Source organism: Hymenobacter agri (assembly GCF_054778495.1).
Window position 1 is genome coordinate 1 of the sequence record NZ_BAAGZM010000041.1, and the last position, 15,240, is coordinate 15,240.

At 59.3% G+C, this 15,240-nt stretch carries 15 protein-coding genes; 7 read left to right on the forward strand and 8 right to left on the reverse strand.

All coding sequences use genetic code 11. The features are described from left to right. The 8 genes from ACYVDE_RS04185 to ACYVDE_RS04220 all read right to left on the reverse strand — a co-directional run. Nucleotides 1–1,155 (reverse strand): alginate lyase family protein (locus ACYVDE_RS04185; RefSeq protein ID WP_460500204.1); only part of this gene is annotated, 1,155 nt, incomplete at its 3' end. Continuing rightward, nucleotides 1,152–2,981 (reverse strand): glycoside hydrolase family 97 protein, encoded by a 1,830-nt coding sequence (locus ACYVDE_RS04190; RefSeq protein WP_460500205.1) that lies wholly within the window; start codon nucleotides 2,979–2,981, stop codon nucleotides 1,152–1,154. The genes ACYVDE_RS04185 and ACYVDE_RS04190, both read right to left, overlap by 4 nt. A 163-nt stretch (nucleotides 2,982–3,144) precedes the next feature. Next, nucleotides 3,145–5,073, reverse strand: a complete 1,929-nt coding sequence (locus ACYVDE_RS04195) for a glycoside hydrolase family 97 protein (RefSeq protein ID WP_460500206.1) — start codon at nucleotides 5,071–5,073, stop codon at nucleotides 3,145–3,147. A 102-nt stretch (nucleotides 5,074–5,175) separates the two neighbouring features. Then, nucleotides 5,176–6,519, reverse strand: coding sequence for an FGGY family carbohydrate kinase (locus ACYVDE_RS04200; RefSeq protein WP_460500207.1), 1,344 nt, complete (start codon nucleotides 6,517–6,519; stop codon nucleotides 5,176–5,178). 73 nt (nucleotides 6,520–6,592) lie between these two features. Beyond that, entirely contained in the window at nucleotides 6,593–7,603 is a 1,011-nt protein-coding gene (locus ACYVDE_RS04205; RefSeq protein WP_460500209.1) for a GntR family transcriptional regulator, read from the reverse strand. Nucleotides 7,604–7,703: 100 nt separating this feature from the next. Next, entirely contained in the window at nucleotides 7,704–8,630 is a 927-nt protein-coding gene (locus ACYVDE_RS04210) for an ROK family protein (protein WP_460500210.1), read from the reverse strand. 130 nt (nucleotides 8,631–8,760) lie between these two features. After that, nucleotides 8,761–9,624: a sigma-70 family RNA polymerase sigma factor gene (locus tag ACYVDE_RS04215; RefSeq protein WP_460500211.1), complete on the reverse strand. Its 864-nt coding sequence runs from the start codon at nucleotides 9,622–9,624 to the stop codon at nucleotides 8,761–8,763. A gap of 505 nt (nucleotides 9,625–10,129) precedes the next feature. Further along, nucleotides 10,130–11,104 (reverse strand): replication initiation protein, encoded by a 975-nt coding sequence (locus ACYVDE_RS04220; protein ID WP_460500212.1) that lies wholly within the window; start codon nucleotides 11,102–11,104, stop codon nucleotides 10,130–10,132. A gap of 1,186 nt (nucleotides 11,105–12,290) precedes the next feature. Here ACYVDE_RS04220 and ACYVDE_RS04225 point away from each other — a divergent pair. From ACYVDE_RS04225 to ACYVDE_RS04255, 7 genes are all read left to right on the forward strand, one after another. Further along, on the forward strand, nucleotides 12,291–12,635 hold the full coding sequence (locus tag ACYVDE_RS04225) for a hypothetical protein (protein ID WP_198070488.1): 345 nt from the start codon (nucleotides 12,291–12,293) through the stop codon (nucleotides 12,633–12,635). Nucleotides 12,636–12,645: 10 nt separating this feature from the next. Continuing rightward, entirely contained in the window at nucleotides 12,646–12,936 is a 291-nt protein-coding gene (locus ACYVDE_RS04230; protein ID WP_460500213.1) for a hypothetical protein, read from the forward strand. 10 nt (nucleotides 12,937–12,946) lie between these two features. Next, complete coding sequence (locus tag ACYVDE_RS04235; protein WP_460500214.1) at nucleotides 12,947–13,282, forward strand: hypothetical protein; 336 nt, start codon at nucleotides 12,947–12,949, stop codon at nucleotides 13,280–13,282. A 28-nt stretch (nucleotides 13,283–13,310) separates the two neighbouring features. Next, nucleotides 13,311–13,646 carry a hypothetical protein gene (locus ACYVDE_RS04240; RefSeq protein ID WP_460500215.1) on the forward strand — a complete coding sequence of 112 codons (336 nt, stop codon included), beginning with the start codon at nucleotides 13,311–13,313 and terminating at the stop codon, nucleotides 13,644–13,646. Between the two features lie 70 nt (nucleotides 13,647–13,716). Next, complete coding sequence (locus tag ACYVDE_RS04245) at nucleotides 13,717–14,211, forward strand: hypothetical protein (protein ID WP_460500216.1); 495 nt, start codon at nucleotides 13,717–13,719, stop codon at nucleotides 14,209–14,211. 83 nt (nucleotides 14,212–14,294) lie between these two features. Beyond that, nucleotides 14,295–14,582, forward strand: a complete 288-nt coding sequence (locus ACYVDE_RS04250) for a hypothetical protein (protein WP_213019121.1) — start codon at nucleotides 14,295–14,297, stop codon at nucleotides 14,580–14,582. 152 nt (nucleotides 14,583–14,734) lie between these two features. After that, nucleotides 14,735–15,240 (forward strand): toprim domain-containing protein (locus tag ACYVDE_RS04255; protein ID WP_460500217.1); only part of this gene is annotated, 506 nt, incomplete at its 3' end.

A 15,240-nucleotide genomic window follows, 5' to 3' on the forward strand; every position in this document is an offset into this window, starting at 1 on the left:
CAGCGGCTTAGCGGTGGGGGCGGCCCTAGGGTCTTCAGCCGGGCGGGTGTAGAACAGGGTGCCGAAGCCGGGGTGGTCGGCGCCGGGCCGGCCGGGTCCTTCGGGGCGTAGCTTCTCGGCGGCCTGCTGGGTGTAGGGCGCGGGCAGGCCCCGGCGGTGCACGTAGTGGTTGTACACCTGCTCGTAGAGCGGGCGCAGCTCGCCCCGGGCTTTGGTCGAAATCTGCTGGTGGAAGTATTTGCCGGTGCGGTCGAGGGTCGTCACGAAGGGCACATCGTCGTGCCCTAGGTTGTACTTGGCGGCGTACTCGAAGCCCTTGAGCAGGCGGTTTTCGGCGTAGCCGTAGAGGTCAAGTCCCTGGTGCCAGGCCATTTCGCTGCATTCGGCCAGCATCCCGATGCCAAGCTGGGCGTGGGCCTGGTCGCGGCCGCTTTCCTGGCCCTGGCCGGTTTCGTTGATGACGTAGTGCGTGAGGCGGCCGTCGCCCCAGCCGTTCACATAGTAGCGCAGGGCGTCTTCGTACATGGGCCGGTCGTTGCAGAAAATGCCGATGGCCATCACCGTTTTCAGGGCCGCCGCCTCCCAGTTGCCGTTGGCAAAGGGCGCGTATTCGCGCAGCACGGGGTAAATCACCGTCCGGAAGTGCTGCTCCGTCTTCTGAATGTCGGCCGGGGCCCAGCCCGCGTTGGAATAGCGTAGCAGTTCGGCCGCCTGCACCATCTTAAATGGCCCCAGGCCGGCCATCAGCACGGCGTCGCGCCCGCCGATGCTGGTGAGCGTGCGGCTCCAGGCATTCACCAGGGCAATGGCCTTGTCGGCGTAGGCGTGGTCGCCGGTCAGGCACCACATCAGGGCGTTCTGGTGGGCGGCGTTGGCGTCGGCGTCGTAGTCGCCCGCGCCCACGGTGGGGTTGCGGCTCACGGCGGCCAGCGGACCTTTGGCCGCGTAGATGGCCTGCGAAGCCTCGTTTTGCCGAAATACCTCGTAGCCGCCGAACGTAGGCTCTTCGTGGGCGGCAATGGCGCGCTTCATGCGCGCTAGGTCTTCTTGGCTGTGCAGCAGGCCGGGGTGTACAAAGCCCTGCGCGCGCACGGTGGCCGGACCGGCCAGGGCCAACAGTAGGGCGAGCGCGGAAGTTTTCAGCAAATCGTTCATTTCGTTTCTTCGAGCATAATGGCTTGGCCCCCGGCTGCTTGCAGGCTAATGGGCAACGTGTCGCCGCGCTTGGCTTGCAGGGTGCGACGGGCGAGGCCGCCCTTGCCGTCGTCCTCAAAAAGGGTGGCGGTGTAGGCGGTGTTTTTCTTCAAAAAATCGAGCTTCAACGGCCCCGACCACGCCTGTAAACCAGCCGCGCTGCCCACAAACCAGGTGCGGCCCGAGCGACGCGCCACGCTGATGTTCTTGCCGATTTCACCGGCCAGGTAGTGCGTTTCGTTCCAGACGGTGGGCACGTACTTGAAGAACTCAATTTCCGAGTCGTTGGTGTAGTCCAGTGGCCGGCCGTACCAGAACAGCGCCTGCAAAGGGCTGAAATACACCACTGTGAGGGCCAGCTGCTGGGCCTTGCTCACTTTCAGGTTTTTGCTGAAGCTGGCCTTGGGATTGGGGTAGCAGAAGGTGAAATCGGCCGGGCCGGCCAGGAAGCGCGTGAAGGGTAGCGTGGTGGTGTGGAAGGCGTCGGGGCTGTTTTCGTCGCCCCGGATGCCCTCCTGCGTAAACAGGGCCGGGTAGGTGCGGCTCAGGCCGGTGGGCTTGTAGTTGTCGTGGATGTTGAGCACCAGCCCCGCATCGTTCACCTTTTTGATGGCCCCGGCCAGCCAGGTGAGGCCCTTCTGCGAGAGCCCGTCCACGAAGCCGAATTTCAACCCCGCCACGCCCCATTGCTTGTACAGCGGCAGGATGGTATCGAGGTGGTTTTGCAGCCCGATGTAGTTGACGTACAGCAGAACGCCAATGCCCTTGCCCTTGCCGTAGGCAATGACCCTAGGCAGGTCTATTTCGGGAATCACCACGGCCGGGTCCGAGGTCAGCGCCCGCTCCGGCCCGTACCAGCCGGCATCGAACAGGATGTAGCGCATGTTCAGGCGCGCGGCCAGGTCCACGCAGTCGAGGCCGCTCTGGGTGTTGAGCTGGGCGCGCATCACCTTACCTGGCTGCAAGCTGGCTGGCACGCCGCCCGGCGCGGCCGGGTTCAGCTTGAGGTTCAGGGAACTAAACTGGTGTAGCCCGATGGCCGACGTAGCGCAGCTGATGGTGCGCCAGGGCGACTGAAACGGCAGCGCGGCCAGCACCTCCTTGTCGTGCACAAAATTTACGGTCAGGCTGTTGGGTGCAGTGCTCCGGCCCAGCTCGGCCTTGGTGTAACCCGCATTTTCAGCCTCCCCGATGCTCAGGTAGTTTTTAGCCCCCGCCAGCGTGGCCGGAAAATCGCAGGTGCCGGCCAGCGAGTCGAGCCGGGTCGGCTTGAACACCGATTCCTGGTGGTACTGGTAGATGGTGTAGGCGTCGGCGAGGTTGAACGAGGTATTCTCCTTGGTCAGGCGGGCCGGGCTAGCCAGCCCCGCCTGCGCGGGCAGCACGTAGCGTAGGGTCACGCTGCCATCGTACACGCGGGCCAGCAGCTGAAATTGCACCGTGCCCGATTTCAAGCTAAGGTCCAGTTCCTGGTACTGGTTGCCGATAGTGTCGTCTTCGCCCAGCGGCCAGGCAAAGGGAGCATTCACGGCCTTTTGCGTGCTGCCCTGCACGGTGGTGTTGGTGCCGGCAGTTGTGCCATTCACCTCAAAGCCCAGTGCCGACCAGCGCACCACTTCGCGCCCACCCGCCCAGGTGCGGTACTGCAAGTGGCCCTGTGCATCCACGGCCACTTCGAGCCGGGTTTGCTTGTCAGGTGAGGTGGCTTGATAGGTTTTAGGGGCCTGCGCCCAGACCGGCGAGGCGGCGACCAGGAGCAGGGCGGCAGTAAAAAGGGACTGTTTCAAGTGGATAGGTAATGACGTTAGAATATGGATGTCATGCTGAGCGCAGTGCATCGGAGTCGAAGCATCTCTACCTCAGTAATAATCAATGCCTCTACAACGAAGCGGTAGAGATGCTTCGACTCCGCTGCACTCCGCTCAGCATGACGAACGGGCAGAACAAGTATTACTTCCCCGGCGTCAGCCAGATGGCCTGGCCGCCCGAGGGCAACAGCTTCATGTCGAGCACCTGGCCGGCTTTCACGCGCTGGCGCTTGATGCCGACTTTGGTCGCAGTGGGCTGGCTAGGGTCGTCGGCGTAGATGCTGGCGGTATAGGTCTGGCCTTTGGGCAAGAAGTTGAGCGGCAGCTTGAGGGTGCGGCCGTCGTTGTTGGTGATGGTGCCCACAAACCAATCTTTGCCTTTGCGGCGGGCCACGGTCACATACTGCCCGATTTCGCCCTGCACCACGCGGGTTTCGTCCCAGGTGGTGGGCACTTTCTCGAAAAACTCAATCTCCGGCTCGCAGTGGTAGGCGCTGGGCTTGTCGTACCAAAACAGCGTCTGGATGGGGCTGTAGTACACGGCGGCTAGGGCCAGCTGGTGGGCGTGGGTGGTTTTCAGGCGCTTGTCGTAGTAGCAAATTGTATAGTCGCCGGCCCCGGCCACGAAGCGCGTGAAGGGCAGCACCGTGTTGTGGGTGGCGTCCGGGAATTCCTCGTTGCCCCGGATGCCCTCCTGGGTCATCACGTTGGGGTAGGTGCGGCTGGTGCCGGTGGGCCGGTACTCGTCGTGGATGTTCACCATCAGGTCGTTGTCCATCGCCACCTGCACGGCCTCGGTCAGCCAGGTGGTCCAGCGGTGCGAACCCACCTGCACGAAGCCGAACTTGATGCCTTTCACGCCCCATTTTTTATACACGGGGGCCAGCTCGCGCATCTGGGCCAGCAGCCCCTGCTGGTTCACATACAGCCACACCCCGATACCTTTTTCCTTGCCGTACTGAATAACGGCCGGCATATCGATGGGCGCCACCATCTTGGTCACATCCGACGAAAACGAAAACGCCGGCCCGTACCACTTCCAGTCGAACAAAATATACTGCATCCCGTGGGCGGCGGCAAAGTCGATGTTGTCCTTCGCGCCCTGCGTGGTCAGGGTCATCTCCCGCATGATTTTGCCCGGCTTAATCCAGCTCGTATCCTTGAGCTTGGTGGGCGGGTTCAGGTTCAGCAGCAGGTCGTTGCGCTCCAGCAGCCCGCCGGGCTTATCGGCCACGATGACGGCGCGCCAGGGCGTGCCCACGGGCGAAATCAGGTCCACGCTCTCGTAGAGCGACGTCACCACCGTGTTGGGCTTGGTGGGGCTGAGCTTGAACTTGGTCATGGCGTAGTCGGTCAGGCCAGCTTCGCAAAGGCTGGCGTAGAGGCCACCCGGTAGGGCCACGGTGAGGGGCCGCTCGGCCGGCTCGGGCCAGTTGCTGAGCGGCAGGGCCTCGTACTTGCCCTGCGCCCAGGCCGTGTAGTAGGCTTTGGTGCCTTCAGGCAGCGTAAACTCGTCGTTTTCGCTCATCACCCGGTAGTAGATGCCCTTGGGGTGCTCGGGAAAGAAGTAGCGGAAAGCCACGCCTTCGTCGTAGGCGCGCACTTGCAGGCTCACCCGGTAGTCGGGGTTGTCACCCTTGGCTAACTGAATTTCGGCTTGGTTGTAGTGGTCCCGAATCTGGCTGCGCTCGCCGTACACGGGCGTCCAGGTGGTGTCTTTGCTGAGGGTTTGGGTGGCCTTCACCGTCAGGTTTTCGCTCCAGTCGGCGTGCTGGTCCACGGGCAGGGCCATGGCGTGCTCAAATACGTGGTTGTCCACCTGAATGTCCAGGCCCGACTCCAGCACTACCGGCTGCTGCCCCCGCTCCACGTGGTAAAACAAGCGCCGCTTACCGGGCGCGGTTTCGCGCTGGTACACCGTCATGGTCAGCTTGCCATCGGGCGAGCGCAGCACGGTTTGGGTGCCCGGCAGGGCGGCGGGCGTTTGGGCCAGGGCCGGGCTAGCCAGGGGTAGCAGGCTCAGCAGCAAGCCGCTACGCCAGCCGGCCGCTGCAAAAAAACTTCGTAACATGGAGGTGGGAAACGTTAGGTAGGCGAAACTACCAGCCGCCCATTCCTGCGCCTTCCTGAACCCCCCTGACGAAGCCAGCCAGTACGGCTTTACGCCCAAAACTCATCCAAACAGCGGTTGCGTCTTCTTGCGCGCCTCGCCCTGCTCCAGGTGGATGAGCGCCCCAATGGCCGTGGCCTGCGGCACCTCCAGCGTCCGAATCTGCACATCGGGGTAGCAGCGGCTCAGGTTCTGCATAAACAGCGGGTTGCGCGCAAAGCCGCCGTCCACCAGAATAACCTCTTCGGCCTGCCGCACGGCGGCAATGGCCGTTTGCAGCCGGTTGACCAGCGCGTACATCAGGTGTTGGTAGGCCGCCGCGGCCGTGGCAAATTTATTGAGCGACCAGTTGGCGGCAGCCTCCTCGCCCGGCTGCGGCAGCGTGCTCGGCCAGGTCAGCGGGAACGTGTCCGTGAGCTGGGCCACGGGCCAGGCCAGTTCCAACGCTTGGTAAAAGTCGGGTGGCACCTGGAAATGTTGCGCAATGCGCTTTACCTGAAAATCATGCTCCTGGCCCAGCGGCAGGCGCGCGGCCAGCCGGGGCTCTCCTTTGGGCGACATGTAGTTGACGCAGCCCTGGGCTAGTAATTCGGAGGTAAGGGCCGGTTCGTGAAACGGATTGTAGACCACGCACCAGGTGCCGGTAGCCACCAGCACAAACGGCTCTTCTTCCTCAAACAGGTGGGTAACGAGGGCCGCCGAGCTGTCGTGCATGCCCACGCCGATGAGAATGCCGTCGGCCACGGTCGACACGGAGTCTTTAATGAGCGGGGCCAGCTTCTCGTCGATGCCTTCGCGGTACACCCAATCATGGTAGTCCTGCCGGTCAAAATCCCAAAGAGCCGTGTGGCAGCCTACCGAGGAATAGTCGCTGTACTTGTCGCCTGAAATCAGGTACGAAAGGTATTGCGCCAGGTACATAGAGGTGTGAATGCGGGCATATTTTTTGGGCTGGCTGTGCTTGAGCCAATAGAGCTGCAGGCCGGCGTTGAGCATGCCCAGGTTGGGCGAGCGGGTGGCCAGAGCAAACTCTTCAGGTGACTGCCCCAACTCGGCGAAAAATTGCCGGGTATATACTTCCGGCAGGGGGCGCTGGTAGCTGTAGAGCGGCAGCAGGGCCTCGCCTTCGGCATCGAGGTGCACCCAGGCAGAGCCGTAGGACGTAAAATTCACGCCCTTGATGACGTAGTCGGGGTTTTGCCGCAGGGCCTGCCAATGGTCCTGCACCCACTGCGCGAGGCGGGGCAGGTGGTCGCAAGCGTAGCCGTCCTCGTCGTAGGCGTCGGTACAGACGTGGAGGTGCTCGCTGATAATCTGCCGCTCCTCGTCGAAGAGAATCAGCTTCTTATTGGTTTTGCCGATGTCGAACACCGCATAAATCGGCTTCTTTTTGAGGGCATTTTTCATAACGTCGTAGCCAAGATTCAAAGCTAAAACCTGCGCACCTATTAACTTTTCTGAACTCTCCCGACTCGTTGCGCTATAGCGAGTGCCGGCGAATGGTGGAGAAAGGATTCTTTATTTTGCCGCGATGCTTCTCCAGCAGCAGGCGGCCGGCCGATTGCCCCATCTGCTGAAATTCGGTGGTGAGCACCGTCAGATTCAGCAAGTCTTTGAGGGGTGTTTCATTGAATGTCAGCACGCCGATGTTGCGGCCGACCAGAAAGCCCAGCTGCCGGATGCGCTTCATGAGCACCACCAAATCGGTTTCGCGGATAACGAAGTAGCAGGTGCCGGGTTCGAGCACCTCATCCTGGGCACTCTCGCGGATGTGCAGCTCCTTTTCTTTCTGGATGCAATAAGACCGAAACCCGCGCGCAATTTCGGGTGGATAGCCGTTGTCGGGCGACTGCACGAGCACCATGCGGGGGTAGTTGGCCAGCAGGTCGCTCAGGCCGTGCAGGGCCTGGTACACGTCGCGCTCAAAGTCCTGCACCACCCGCAGGCAGTCGTGCTTCAGCTCGGGAATGTCCTTGTCGAGCAGCACCAGCTCGTCTTCCGGAATAAGGTTGAGCGTGGTCAGAAAAGTCGATTCGCTGGCTTCCATCGCGAAATGCGGCATCACCACGTAGTAGTTGTACTTGCCCAGGTTGCGCTCCACAATCTCGTGGAACAGGCCGGCATCGTAGTGAAATATCTGCAGCTCAACCGAGGCCTTGCCCTGCAAGGCTTCCAGAAAGGCGTTATAAATCTCTCGGTTATAGGAGTTCATCCGGTTGAAGAGCAGCAGAATCTTAATCCGGGCCGAATCCTTGGAATTAATGTAGTATCCCTTGCCCTGCACCGACGTGATGAAGCCCCGCTCGCGTAGCTCGCGGTAAGCGCGCTCCACGGTATCGCGGGCAATGTAGTACTGCTCGCTCAGCTCGCTGATGCTTGGTAATTGGTTGCCGTTTTTCAGTACGCCCCGCTCAATGTCGCTGATGACGGACTGGACAATCTGCTTGACTTTGGGAACCCGGTCGGCCGCGTTAAACTGAAGCTGATACATGAAAGAGACAACGAAGACACTGATAAAATGGCACTGGCTGCTAATGCCTCATCATACATAGGCCGCCGGGATACTCTTTGAATTAGCCTCGAAACAGTGCCTATGCCCGCAGCAAAGCCGCCCCCACGGCGGCCGACTGCTCGCCCAGCTCGGCCCGCACGACCGGGGTTTCGAAATGGTGGTCGATAACATAGGAGGCAATGACGCGAGGACCTTCCGTGTAAAGCTGGCTGACCGAACTCGTTAGCCCCCCGATAACGATAACATCCGGGTCGAGTACATTGACCAGAATGCTCAGGGCGTGGCCGAAGAAATTCGTGAGCCGCAGCAAGGTGGCGCGGGCGGCCGTGTCGCCGGCCTCGACGCGGGCAATGATTTCGGGCAGCGGCCGCACCGTGCCGCAGATATCGGCATAGAAACGCTCCAGCGCCGGCACCGACAAAATGCTTTCAATGCAGCCCCGCTTGCCGCAGAAGCAGGGACGGGGCTCGGCCGGGTTGAGGTAGATGTGGCCCCACTCGCCGGTAATGCCGTTGTTGCCGCGCACTACCTGCCCGCTCATGATGAGGCCCCCCCCAATGCCCCGGTCCATGAGAATGCCAAACACGATTTTGGCGTCCGGGTAGCGCGCGGCTACCACGCCGGCGCGGGTTTCGGCCAGCGCCAGACAGTTGGCATCGTTGCAGGTGGTGATTTCCACCCCTAGCTGGGCCGCTAAGTCGGCGGCCAGCGGACGGTTTTCAAGGCAGTTTACATTGGTGTTTTTCAGCAGTCCGGTGCGGGGCACCAAGGTTCCGGGGGTAGCTACGCCGAGGTGGATAGGGGCGTAGCCAGCTGCTGCTTGCATCGCCGAAACGACCAGCTTCACCCTTCCCAGCACATGCTCGTAACCCTGCTCCGACTCGGTGGGCAGCTGCATGGAATAGATGACTTCAGGCTCTTGTGCCGACTTTAGAATAACGCCGCGAATGCATGCGTCGCCCAAGTCGCAGCCCCAACGGTTTTGCTCACGATTGAATGTGCTCATACCTGGTAAAGGTATAGCAAGCGAAATAATATGGCCATATACTGGCTCAAATGACCCATTTAGCCCAAGGATTCCCGAACAATCAGCGGTTCCGATGATGAATGGAACAGGCTATTCAAAACTCCTGTCCTTAGCCCAAGTACGGTTTCAGGGCCGTTGAGCGCGTAGTGTGCTTGAGGCGACGAATGGCCTTTTCCTTAACCTGCCGCACCCGCTCCCGAGTCAGGCTAAACTGCTCCGCGATTTCTTCCAGCGTCCGTGCCGCGTGCCCATTCAGCCCGAAGTGGAGCGTCAAGACGTCCGCCTCGCGCAGGGTTAAGGTGGATAGGGCCCGCTGAACCTCCCGACGCAAGGAATCGTTCAGCAGGCCGGCATCGGGGCTTTCCACGTCCTCATTCGCCATCACGTCGAGCAGACGGTTTTCTTCGCCCTGCACGAAGGGGGCATCCATCGAGACGTGGCGCCCCCCGATTTTTAACGTGTCCGCTACTTCGGAGGTGCTCAGCTCCAGCAGCTCGGCAATCTCGTCGGGCGAGGGCTCGCGCTCGAACTTCTGCTCCAGTTCGGAGAACGAGCGGCTGATTTTGTTGAGCGAGCCCACCCGATTCAGGGGCAGGCGCACGATGCGGCTCTGCTCGGCCAGGGCCTGCAGGATGCTCTGGCGAATCCACCACACGGCGTAGGAAATAAACTTGAAGCCCTTCGTCTCATCGAAGCGCTTGGCTGCTTTAATCAGCCCCAGGTTGCCCTCGTTGATGAGGTCGCCCAAGGTCAGGCCCTGGTTCTGGTACTGCTTGGATACCGAAACGACGAAACGCAGGTTGGCTTTGGTCAGCTTTTCAAGGGCCATCTGGTCGCCCTCGCGGATGCGCTGGGCGAGTTCTACTTCCTCGTCTATCGATACCAGGCTCACTTTGCCAATTTCCTGGAGGTACTTATCCAGGGACTGGCTTTCGCGGTTGGTAATCTGCTTACTGATTTTGAGCTGTCTCATGCGGTAACGCTACTACTTGTTTTGGTTTCTAAACGAGGAAGAACCCACCCCTGGCACTTGGCGCTGCGGCTGGGTCCAATGAGTATCAAGATGCTGGCCGGCGGAAAGGTTCACGGCGAGGGGCAAACTCCCATCCCGGCTGGTAGCTGCCGGTGTCGGTAGGTCACTGAATCAGCGGGGGCTGCCCAGTGCGTACGTGGCGTTGCGGGCCTTTTGCCGGGGCGTCCTATTTCAAAAAGTGCAGCTTCGTGGCAGGCATCGCGGCCACCGCCAGTGGGAATCTAGTGCTGCTACGCACGCAGGAAGCAGTACTCCGAGCCGGGGCTGATACTAGCTCCGGTCAAGAAGAATTAACTCAACAGTACCAAGTTGATAAAACGCCCGTTGTCAGCATAAAAAAGCACAAAAACATTCAGAATTTGTACCTTTTTCTACTGTTGAGAACACCCAATAATAAGCTTAACAAACCCTCACCTCCTTTGTACTAAAAATTATACTGTCGAGGTTACTTTTTAGCCGGTGCAGCCTGTGCTTTACGCAGTCCCACTACGGTCAAAAACAAGCCCCCAGGGTTAGTAGAAGCCTTCATCTTCCCGGTTTTGAGTTTGTAGCAGAAGGAGAAAAGCTCATCGACCATGCGGGCTTCGCTCAGAATCTGCTCAATCAGCCGGATGTCCCGGATATCGAGTTCCGCCAGCCGCTGCCGTGCCATCTGCAGCCGGGAGTCATCCAGGGGCTGCTCAAATGGCAGAGGCAACTGGTGAGGCTCCTGCTGCTTGATTTGAAAGCGGATACTCTCAAAGGAACGGCCCTTCTTGATGAGTTCGTAGCCGATGTGCAGGTCCGTGTTCTGATTGATTTGCGTAACGGCCACGTCAAGCACGTACTTCTGAAACATGGAGACCTTGGTGTACTGCTCCGGCTCGACCCCCTTGGGGTCTTTCAGTGCCAGCATCACCTTCAAGTCGTGCAGGCTGAAAGTGCGGGTTTCGGCTTTGTCCTTCCACTGCGAAGCAATCTGGTAGATGCGCTTGGCGTACTTGCTGCTCAAGCTGAAGGCCGCCTGCAGGCGAAACGAGGTGAAGTTGCGCTTTAAGTCAATAAGATAGGGTCGAATCTTCTCCGAAATTTCCAACTCAATAACACCCTCGCCCTTCATGTACTCGGCCGAGGCCAGCAGGCCGACCTGCAGGATGCGCTTGTTATCCTCAATCACGTATTCCCGAGTTCGCAGCGCCGAAGTGGCCTCCAGGAACTGCTGGTAGTTCCACTGCCGACCCGTTAGGTGCTGCAGGTCCAGCACTTTCACCCGGTAGAAGGTGCCGATGCGGTCTTCCTTCTTCAGCAACGAGAGCAGATAGAACACAATGTCCATCTCGCAGGCCGTCATCTCGTAGCGCGCCGTCGTAATGGCATTGTGCTGCCGGATTTCGAGGCCAGTGGAATTGGCTATAGTAGCCGCATTGTCAAGAACTTGCATAGGGGTGGGAAGGCGGTAGTATAGGCGAAGATAACAAGTGGAAAACAAAAGGAAAGCTCAAAAGAAAGTTTTCCCTTTAGGTTCTTTCTTTTCACTTATAAAACCTTTCCACTGGACTTATGAAACCTTTCCCTTCGCTTATAATCCCTTCCCTTTAGACTTATAAAACCTTTCCTTTAACTTATAAAACCTTTCCTAAGTACCTTCCTAGCAGGTGAAAATCAACACGTTACAAGCCCTACAAATAAGACAAATAACTAACAAATCTCACAAGCTTGTGATGAAGACAAAAAAAGGCATTTAGAAGGTATAACGTCAGGGAGCCCGGAAACTCAAAACAGAGAACAACAAAAGGGGATGGGCACTCATAAAAAACAGTGATTGCACTTTACTAATATAAAATGTAATATGAACGCAGGATACCCACTTTATCCTCTAAATAACCTTTCTGTCACGCCTTCCAACCCGCTGTAAGTGTATCAACTACCTAAAAGAGCTAACGATGACGAAAGGAAAGGTTTTATAAGTCTGTTGCCACCTCATTGAGGCGTTACTCACAGCCGCAAATTTCGGCGCATCTAGGGCATCAGACGCGGACCGGATTCCAAAGGAAAGGTTTTATAAGCCCACTAATAGGCTTTCACTAACCTTTGAGCAAGCTAAAAGAAAGGTTTTATAAGCCGGTTGCAAGCATTTACTCAGCTTTTCGCCCAGCTTTTACTATGCTAAGGGAAAGGTTTTATAAGCCAAAAGTGCTGTTTAAACGCCATAGACGAAGATATTCCGGACTTTACCAGCAGCCTGCTTTCCTTGCGTGACAGGAGTTCCACTTTTTCAGGCCCATATCAAGTCCCAAGACGAGTATGAGCCACGTGGACATACTCGCGGGGCATCAACTAGGCTGTTCCCAGAGCAAAGACAGGCAGCAGGCCACTAAAGCTCTGCTCAAGATAGCATAGACCAGGGGTTAGAAGCAGCGGGGCAGGGCCGGTTGAGCACGTAAGCACCAGGCCGGTGGCCAGTACCACAGTGGATTTCCGGAAAAACGAGAGGGAAAAAGCTATTCAGAGAGCCTCCTTACACCTCTAATTATTCAATAATTGACAATATAATTTAAATAAAATTGAAACATTAAAATTTGATTTTACGTTTAATATGTATCAGCAACGCATTAAAAAAGCCGTTTATGAGCACCAAACCCGAAGTCGTAGAGGAAGCTTACACCATCTTGTCACAGCTGGGAGGCCGCCGCTTCCTGGTAATGACCGGGGCCGACAAGCTCATGGCCGCCGGCCGGACGGCCAGCAACCCGAACCCCTGGCTACGCATGGACCTGCGCCGCAACCAAGCCCAGGTGAACCGGCTGAAAATTACGCTCATGCCCACTGACACCTACAAAGTGGAGTTTTACCACCAGAAGCTGGTCGACTGGGAGCCGGTTATCACCAACCAGCAGACGTTTGAAATGGTGTACGGGGAGGATTTGCCCGCCCTCTTCACCTCGGTCACCGGCTATGATACCCACCTTTAGCGCCTGCCGGATGCAAGCCAGCGAAGCCCCCACCATCATCCACCCGGGCTGGAACCAGTACCGCCGCCGGGTTATCGCCGCCATTACCGACGTGGAAATGCTGATGCAACAGCTGGGCAAAGGCTTGGACAGCGACGGCCTGACCGCCGAAGTGGCCCAACGGCTCGGGCTACGCATCGATACCCAGGCCGATTTCGACGTGCTCAGTGCTCTAGTGCGGGCCGTGCGCCCCATCGGCCTCGAAGCGCTGCGGGCCACCCGTGAGGACCAGGGCGGCCAGTTTTCCCTCCTGCTTCTTTAACCCCAATGCCATGCCCCAGGCCCAGGATTTAGTTGTTGGCGATGCCGTGTATTACGCCCGGGAGCGGGCGGTAGGCCTGATTTACACCACCTACGAGCGGGGCCGCCACGAGCGCCCGGGTGTGCAGCTGCTGCTCAGTGACGGCCGCGACCTGAGCGGCTTCAGCGCCGAGGAGGCCGACCGGTTTTTGCAGCCTTTAGGCGATACGGGCCTGCGCTACGAGTTTGCCAACGTGGGTCAGCTGGCCCGTGACTACCAGCGCGGCGTGTTCGGCCAGGCCTTCCACAACGCTCAGGTGCTGTTGCTCGCCCGGGAACTGGCTAGGCCCGGCCCGCCCACGAAGTAGTCATTCTCTCCCTTTTGTTCTTTTTGCCATGCCCCCGACTGCTCAACACCCCCTGAATAGCCCGATTCTCGCCCCGCAGCTGGCCTATCTGGCCGTTGAGCAACAACCGGCCGATTCCACCGAAGCGCAGCGCCTGGAGCAGCTGCGGCAGCTTATCGAGGCTGCCCCCGATACGGCCGACCTGCGCGGGTTCGCCGAGCCCGCCCGCCAGCTGCTGGGCCCCGGCTACCAGGTGCACTGCGGCAGCTCGCACATCTGGATAAAGCGCGACGACCAGCCCGAGCGCCTGGCCATCGTGGCCGACCGCCACACCACCGCCTACCGCGAATGGAACAGCCCGCAACAGGCCCCGAGGCCGGAATAGCCACTTATAAAAAGTGGTTTTTCAGTTTCGGCTTTGCCTTAACTTGCCTCTCCAACCCTGACTACGCCCCATGTACAACTTTCAGAGCCTCACAAAAAAGGACTGGGTCACCGACTACGGCTTCCGCAAAGCGCTCGCAGCCGACCCCGGCACCATGAAGTTTGGCGGGCAGACCGTGGGGACCGGCCGCCGGGACATCGTGGAATACTGGCAGCGCGAGAAAAGCCACTACCGGCTCTGGGAGCTGTTGCTTTACATGGGCAGCCACACCGTGCCGCAGACGGTGGCCTACTTCGACCTGCCAGCCGACTCGGACGAGTTCCTGCGCTGGGTGTACAACGAGGTTTCCCACGAGCAGCGCGAGCAGGTGGAGGAAATGGTGCAGGGCTTCGCCAGCGGCTTCGACCAGATGAATTTTTTCCCCTACGCCGAGTTGTACGCTGTCTGGCAGCGGGCCGAGGAGCGCCAGGCCCGCGAGGGCAACGTGCTGGTTTACCTCGACCGCATCACCGAGCCGGACGGGGCGGAGATACTCCGCTACCAGGCACCCAGCTTTTTTGAATAGCCGAACTACGGGGCGGCGGGGGCCGTAATGTTGCAAAAATTGACTAATCTTTGCTCGTGTTAGACCTCTTTGCAGCCCCGGCTATGCTTAAACCAAGTTCCTATAATTCGCTGGCCGAACTCATTCACGCCCTGGGTATGCGCAGCGACACGGCCCGGCACATCGGCATCTCGCACAACACCCTGAACGTGCGCATGGCCAAGCCCGGCAGCTTTACGCTGGATGAGCTGGTGAAAGTGGCCGAACTGGCCAAGTCCGACCTGCTCACCATGACCAGGCTGGCCCAGAAACAGATGGACAACCCCGTGGAGCCGCCCGCGCCGGCGCTGGGCCGCCCGCGCTTCAAGAAGAACCAGCCAGACGCCAGCTAGCTTTTAGTCAGCAAACGCCTAGCTCAGGCAGCAGCTGTACTACCATTCGTAGCCAGTTTCTGCACTTCACCCGCGACTTTTTACCACTCATCCTTTTTTCTCCAGAGGGCTAATCGGGCTGGGTAGTTTCGCTGCGTACTAGCTACCCAGTCATGAAGCTTATTATCGTCGAAAGCCCCAACAAGATTAAGAAAATCAAGGGCTATGCGGGCCCCGATTACGAGGTGGCCGCCTCCGTGGGCCACATTCGGGATTTGCCCGTGGGCGGGGGCGACATTGGCATCGACCGCGAGCACGGCCACGCCCTGAAATACGTCGTCAGCGACGACAAGAAGGCCGTGGTGGCCAATCTGCGCCGTCTGGCCAAAGCCGCCGGCTCCCAGGGCGTGTACCTGGCCACTGACCCCGACCGGGAAGGCGAGGCCATTGCCTTTCACCTCTGCGAGGTGCTGGGCCTCGACCCGCGCACAACCAAGCGCATCGCCTTCCAGGAAATCACCGAGAAGGCCATCAGGGCCGCGCTGGCTGCGCCCACCACGGTGGACCTGCACCTGGTGCACGCCCAGGAGGGCCGCCGGGCCGTGGATAGGCTGGTGGGCTTCACCATTAGCCCCGTGCTCAACCGCAAGCTGGCGGCTGGCCTATCGGCGGGCCGGGT

Coding starts and splice junctions, on each gene's coding strand:
- ACYVDE_RS04195 (WP_460500206.1), bottom strand. CDS start 5,073: ATGTTACGAAGTTTTTTTGCAGCGGCCGGCTGGCGTAGCGGCTTGCTG.
- ACYVDE_RS04235 (WP_460500214.1), top strand. CDS start 12,947: ATGCCCCAGGCCCAGGATTTAGTTGTTGGCGATGCCGTGTATTACGCC.
- ACYVDE_RS04240 (WP_460500215.1), top strand. CDS start 13,311: ATGCCCCCGACTGCTCAACACCCCCTGAATAGCCCGATTCTCGCCCCG.
- ACYVDE_RS04205 (WP_460500209.1), bottom strand. CDS start 7,603: ATGTATCAGCTTCAGTTTAACGCGGCCGACCGGGTTCCCAAAGTCAAG.
- ACYVDE_RS04225 (WP_198070488.1), top strand. CDS start 12,291: ATGAGCACCAAACCCGAAGTCGTAGAGGAAGCTTACACCATCTTGTCA.
- ACYVDE_RS04220 (WP_460500212.1), bottom strand. CDS start 11,104: ATGCAAGTTCTTGACAATGCGGCTACTATAGCCAATTCCACTGGCCTC.
- ACYVDE_RS04215 (WP_460500211.1), bottom strand. CDS start 9,624: ATGAGACAGCTCAAAATCAGTAAGCAGATTACCAACCGCGAAAGCCAG.
- ACYVDE_RS04210 (WP_460500210.1), bottom strand. CDS start 8,630: ATGAGCACATTCAATCGTGAGCAAAACCGTTGGGGCTGCGACTTGGGC.
- ACYVDE_RS04200 (WP_460500207.1), bottom strand. CDS start 6,519: ATGAAAAATGCCCTCAAAAAGAAGCCGATTTATGCGGTGTTCGACATC.
- ACYVDE_RS04245 (WP_460500216.1), top strand. CDS start 13,717: ATGTACAACTTTCAGAGCCTCACAAAAAAGGACTGGGTCACCGACTAC.
- ACYVDE_RS04230 (WP_460500213.1), top strand. CDS start 12,646: ATGCAAGCCAGCGAAGCCCCCACCATCATCCACCCGGGCTGGAACCAG.
- ACYVDE_RS04250 (WP_213019121.1), top strand. CDS start 14,295: ATGCTTAAACCAAGTTCCTATAATTCGCTGGCCGAACTCATTCACGCC.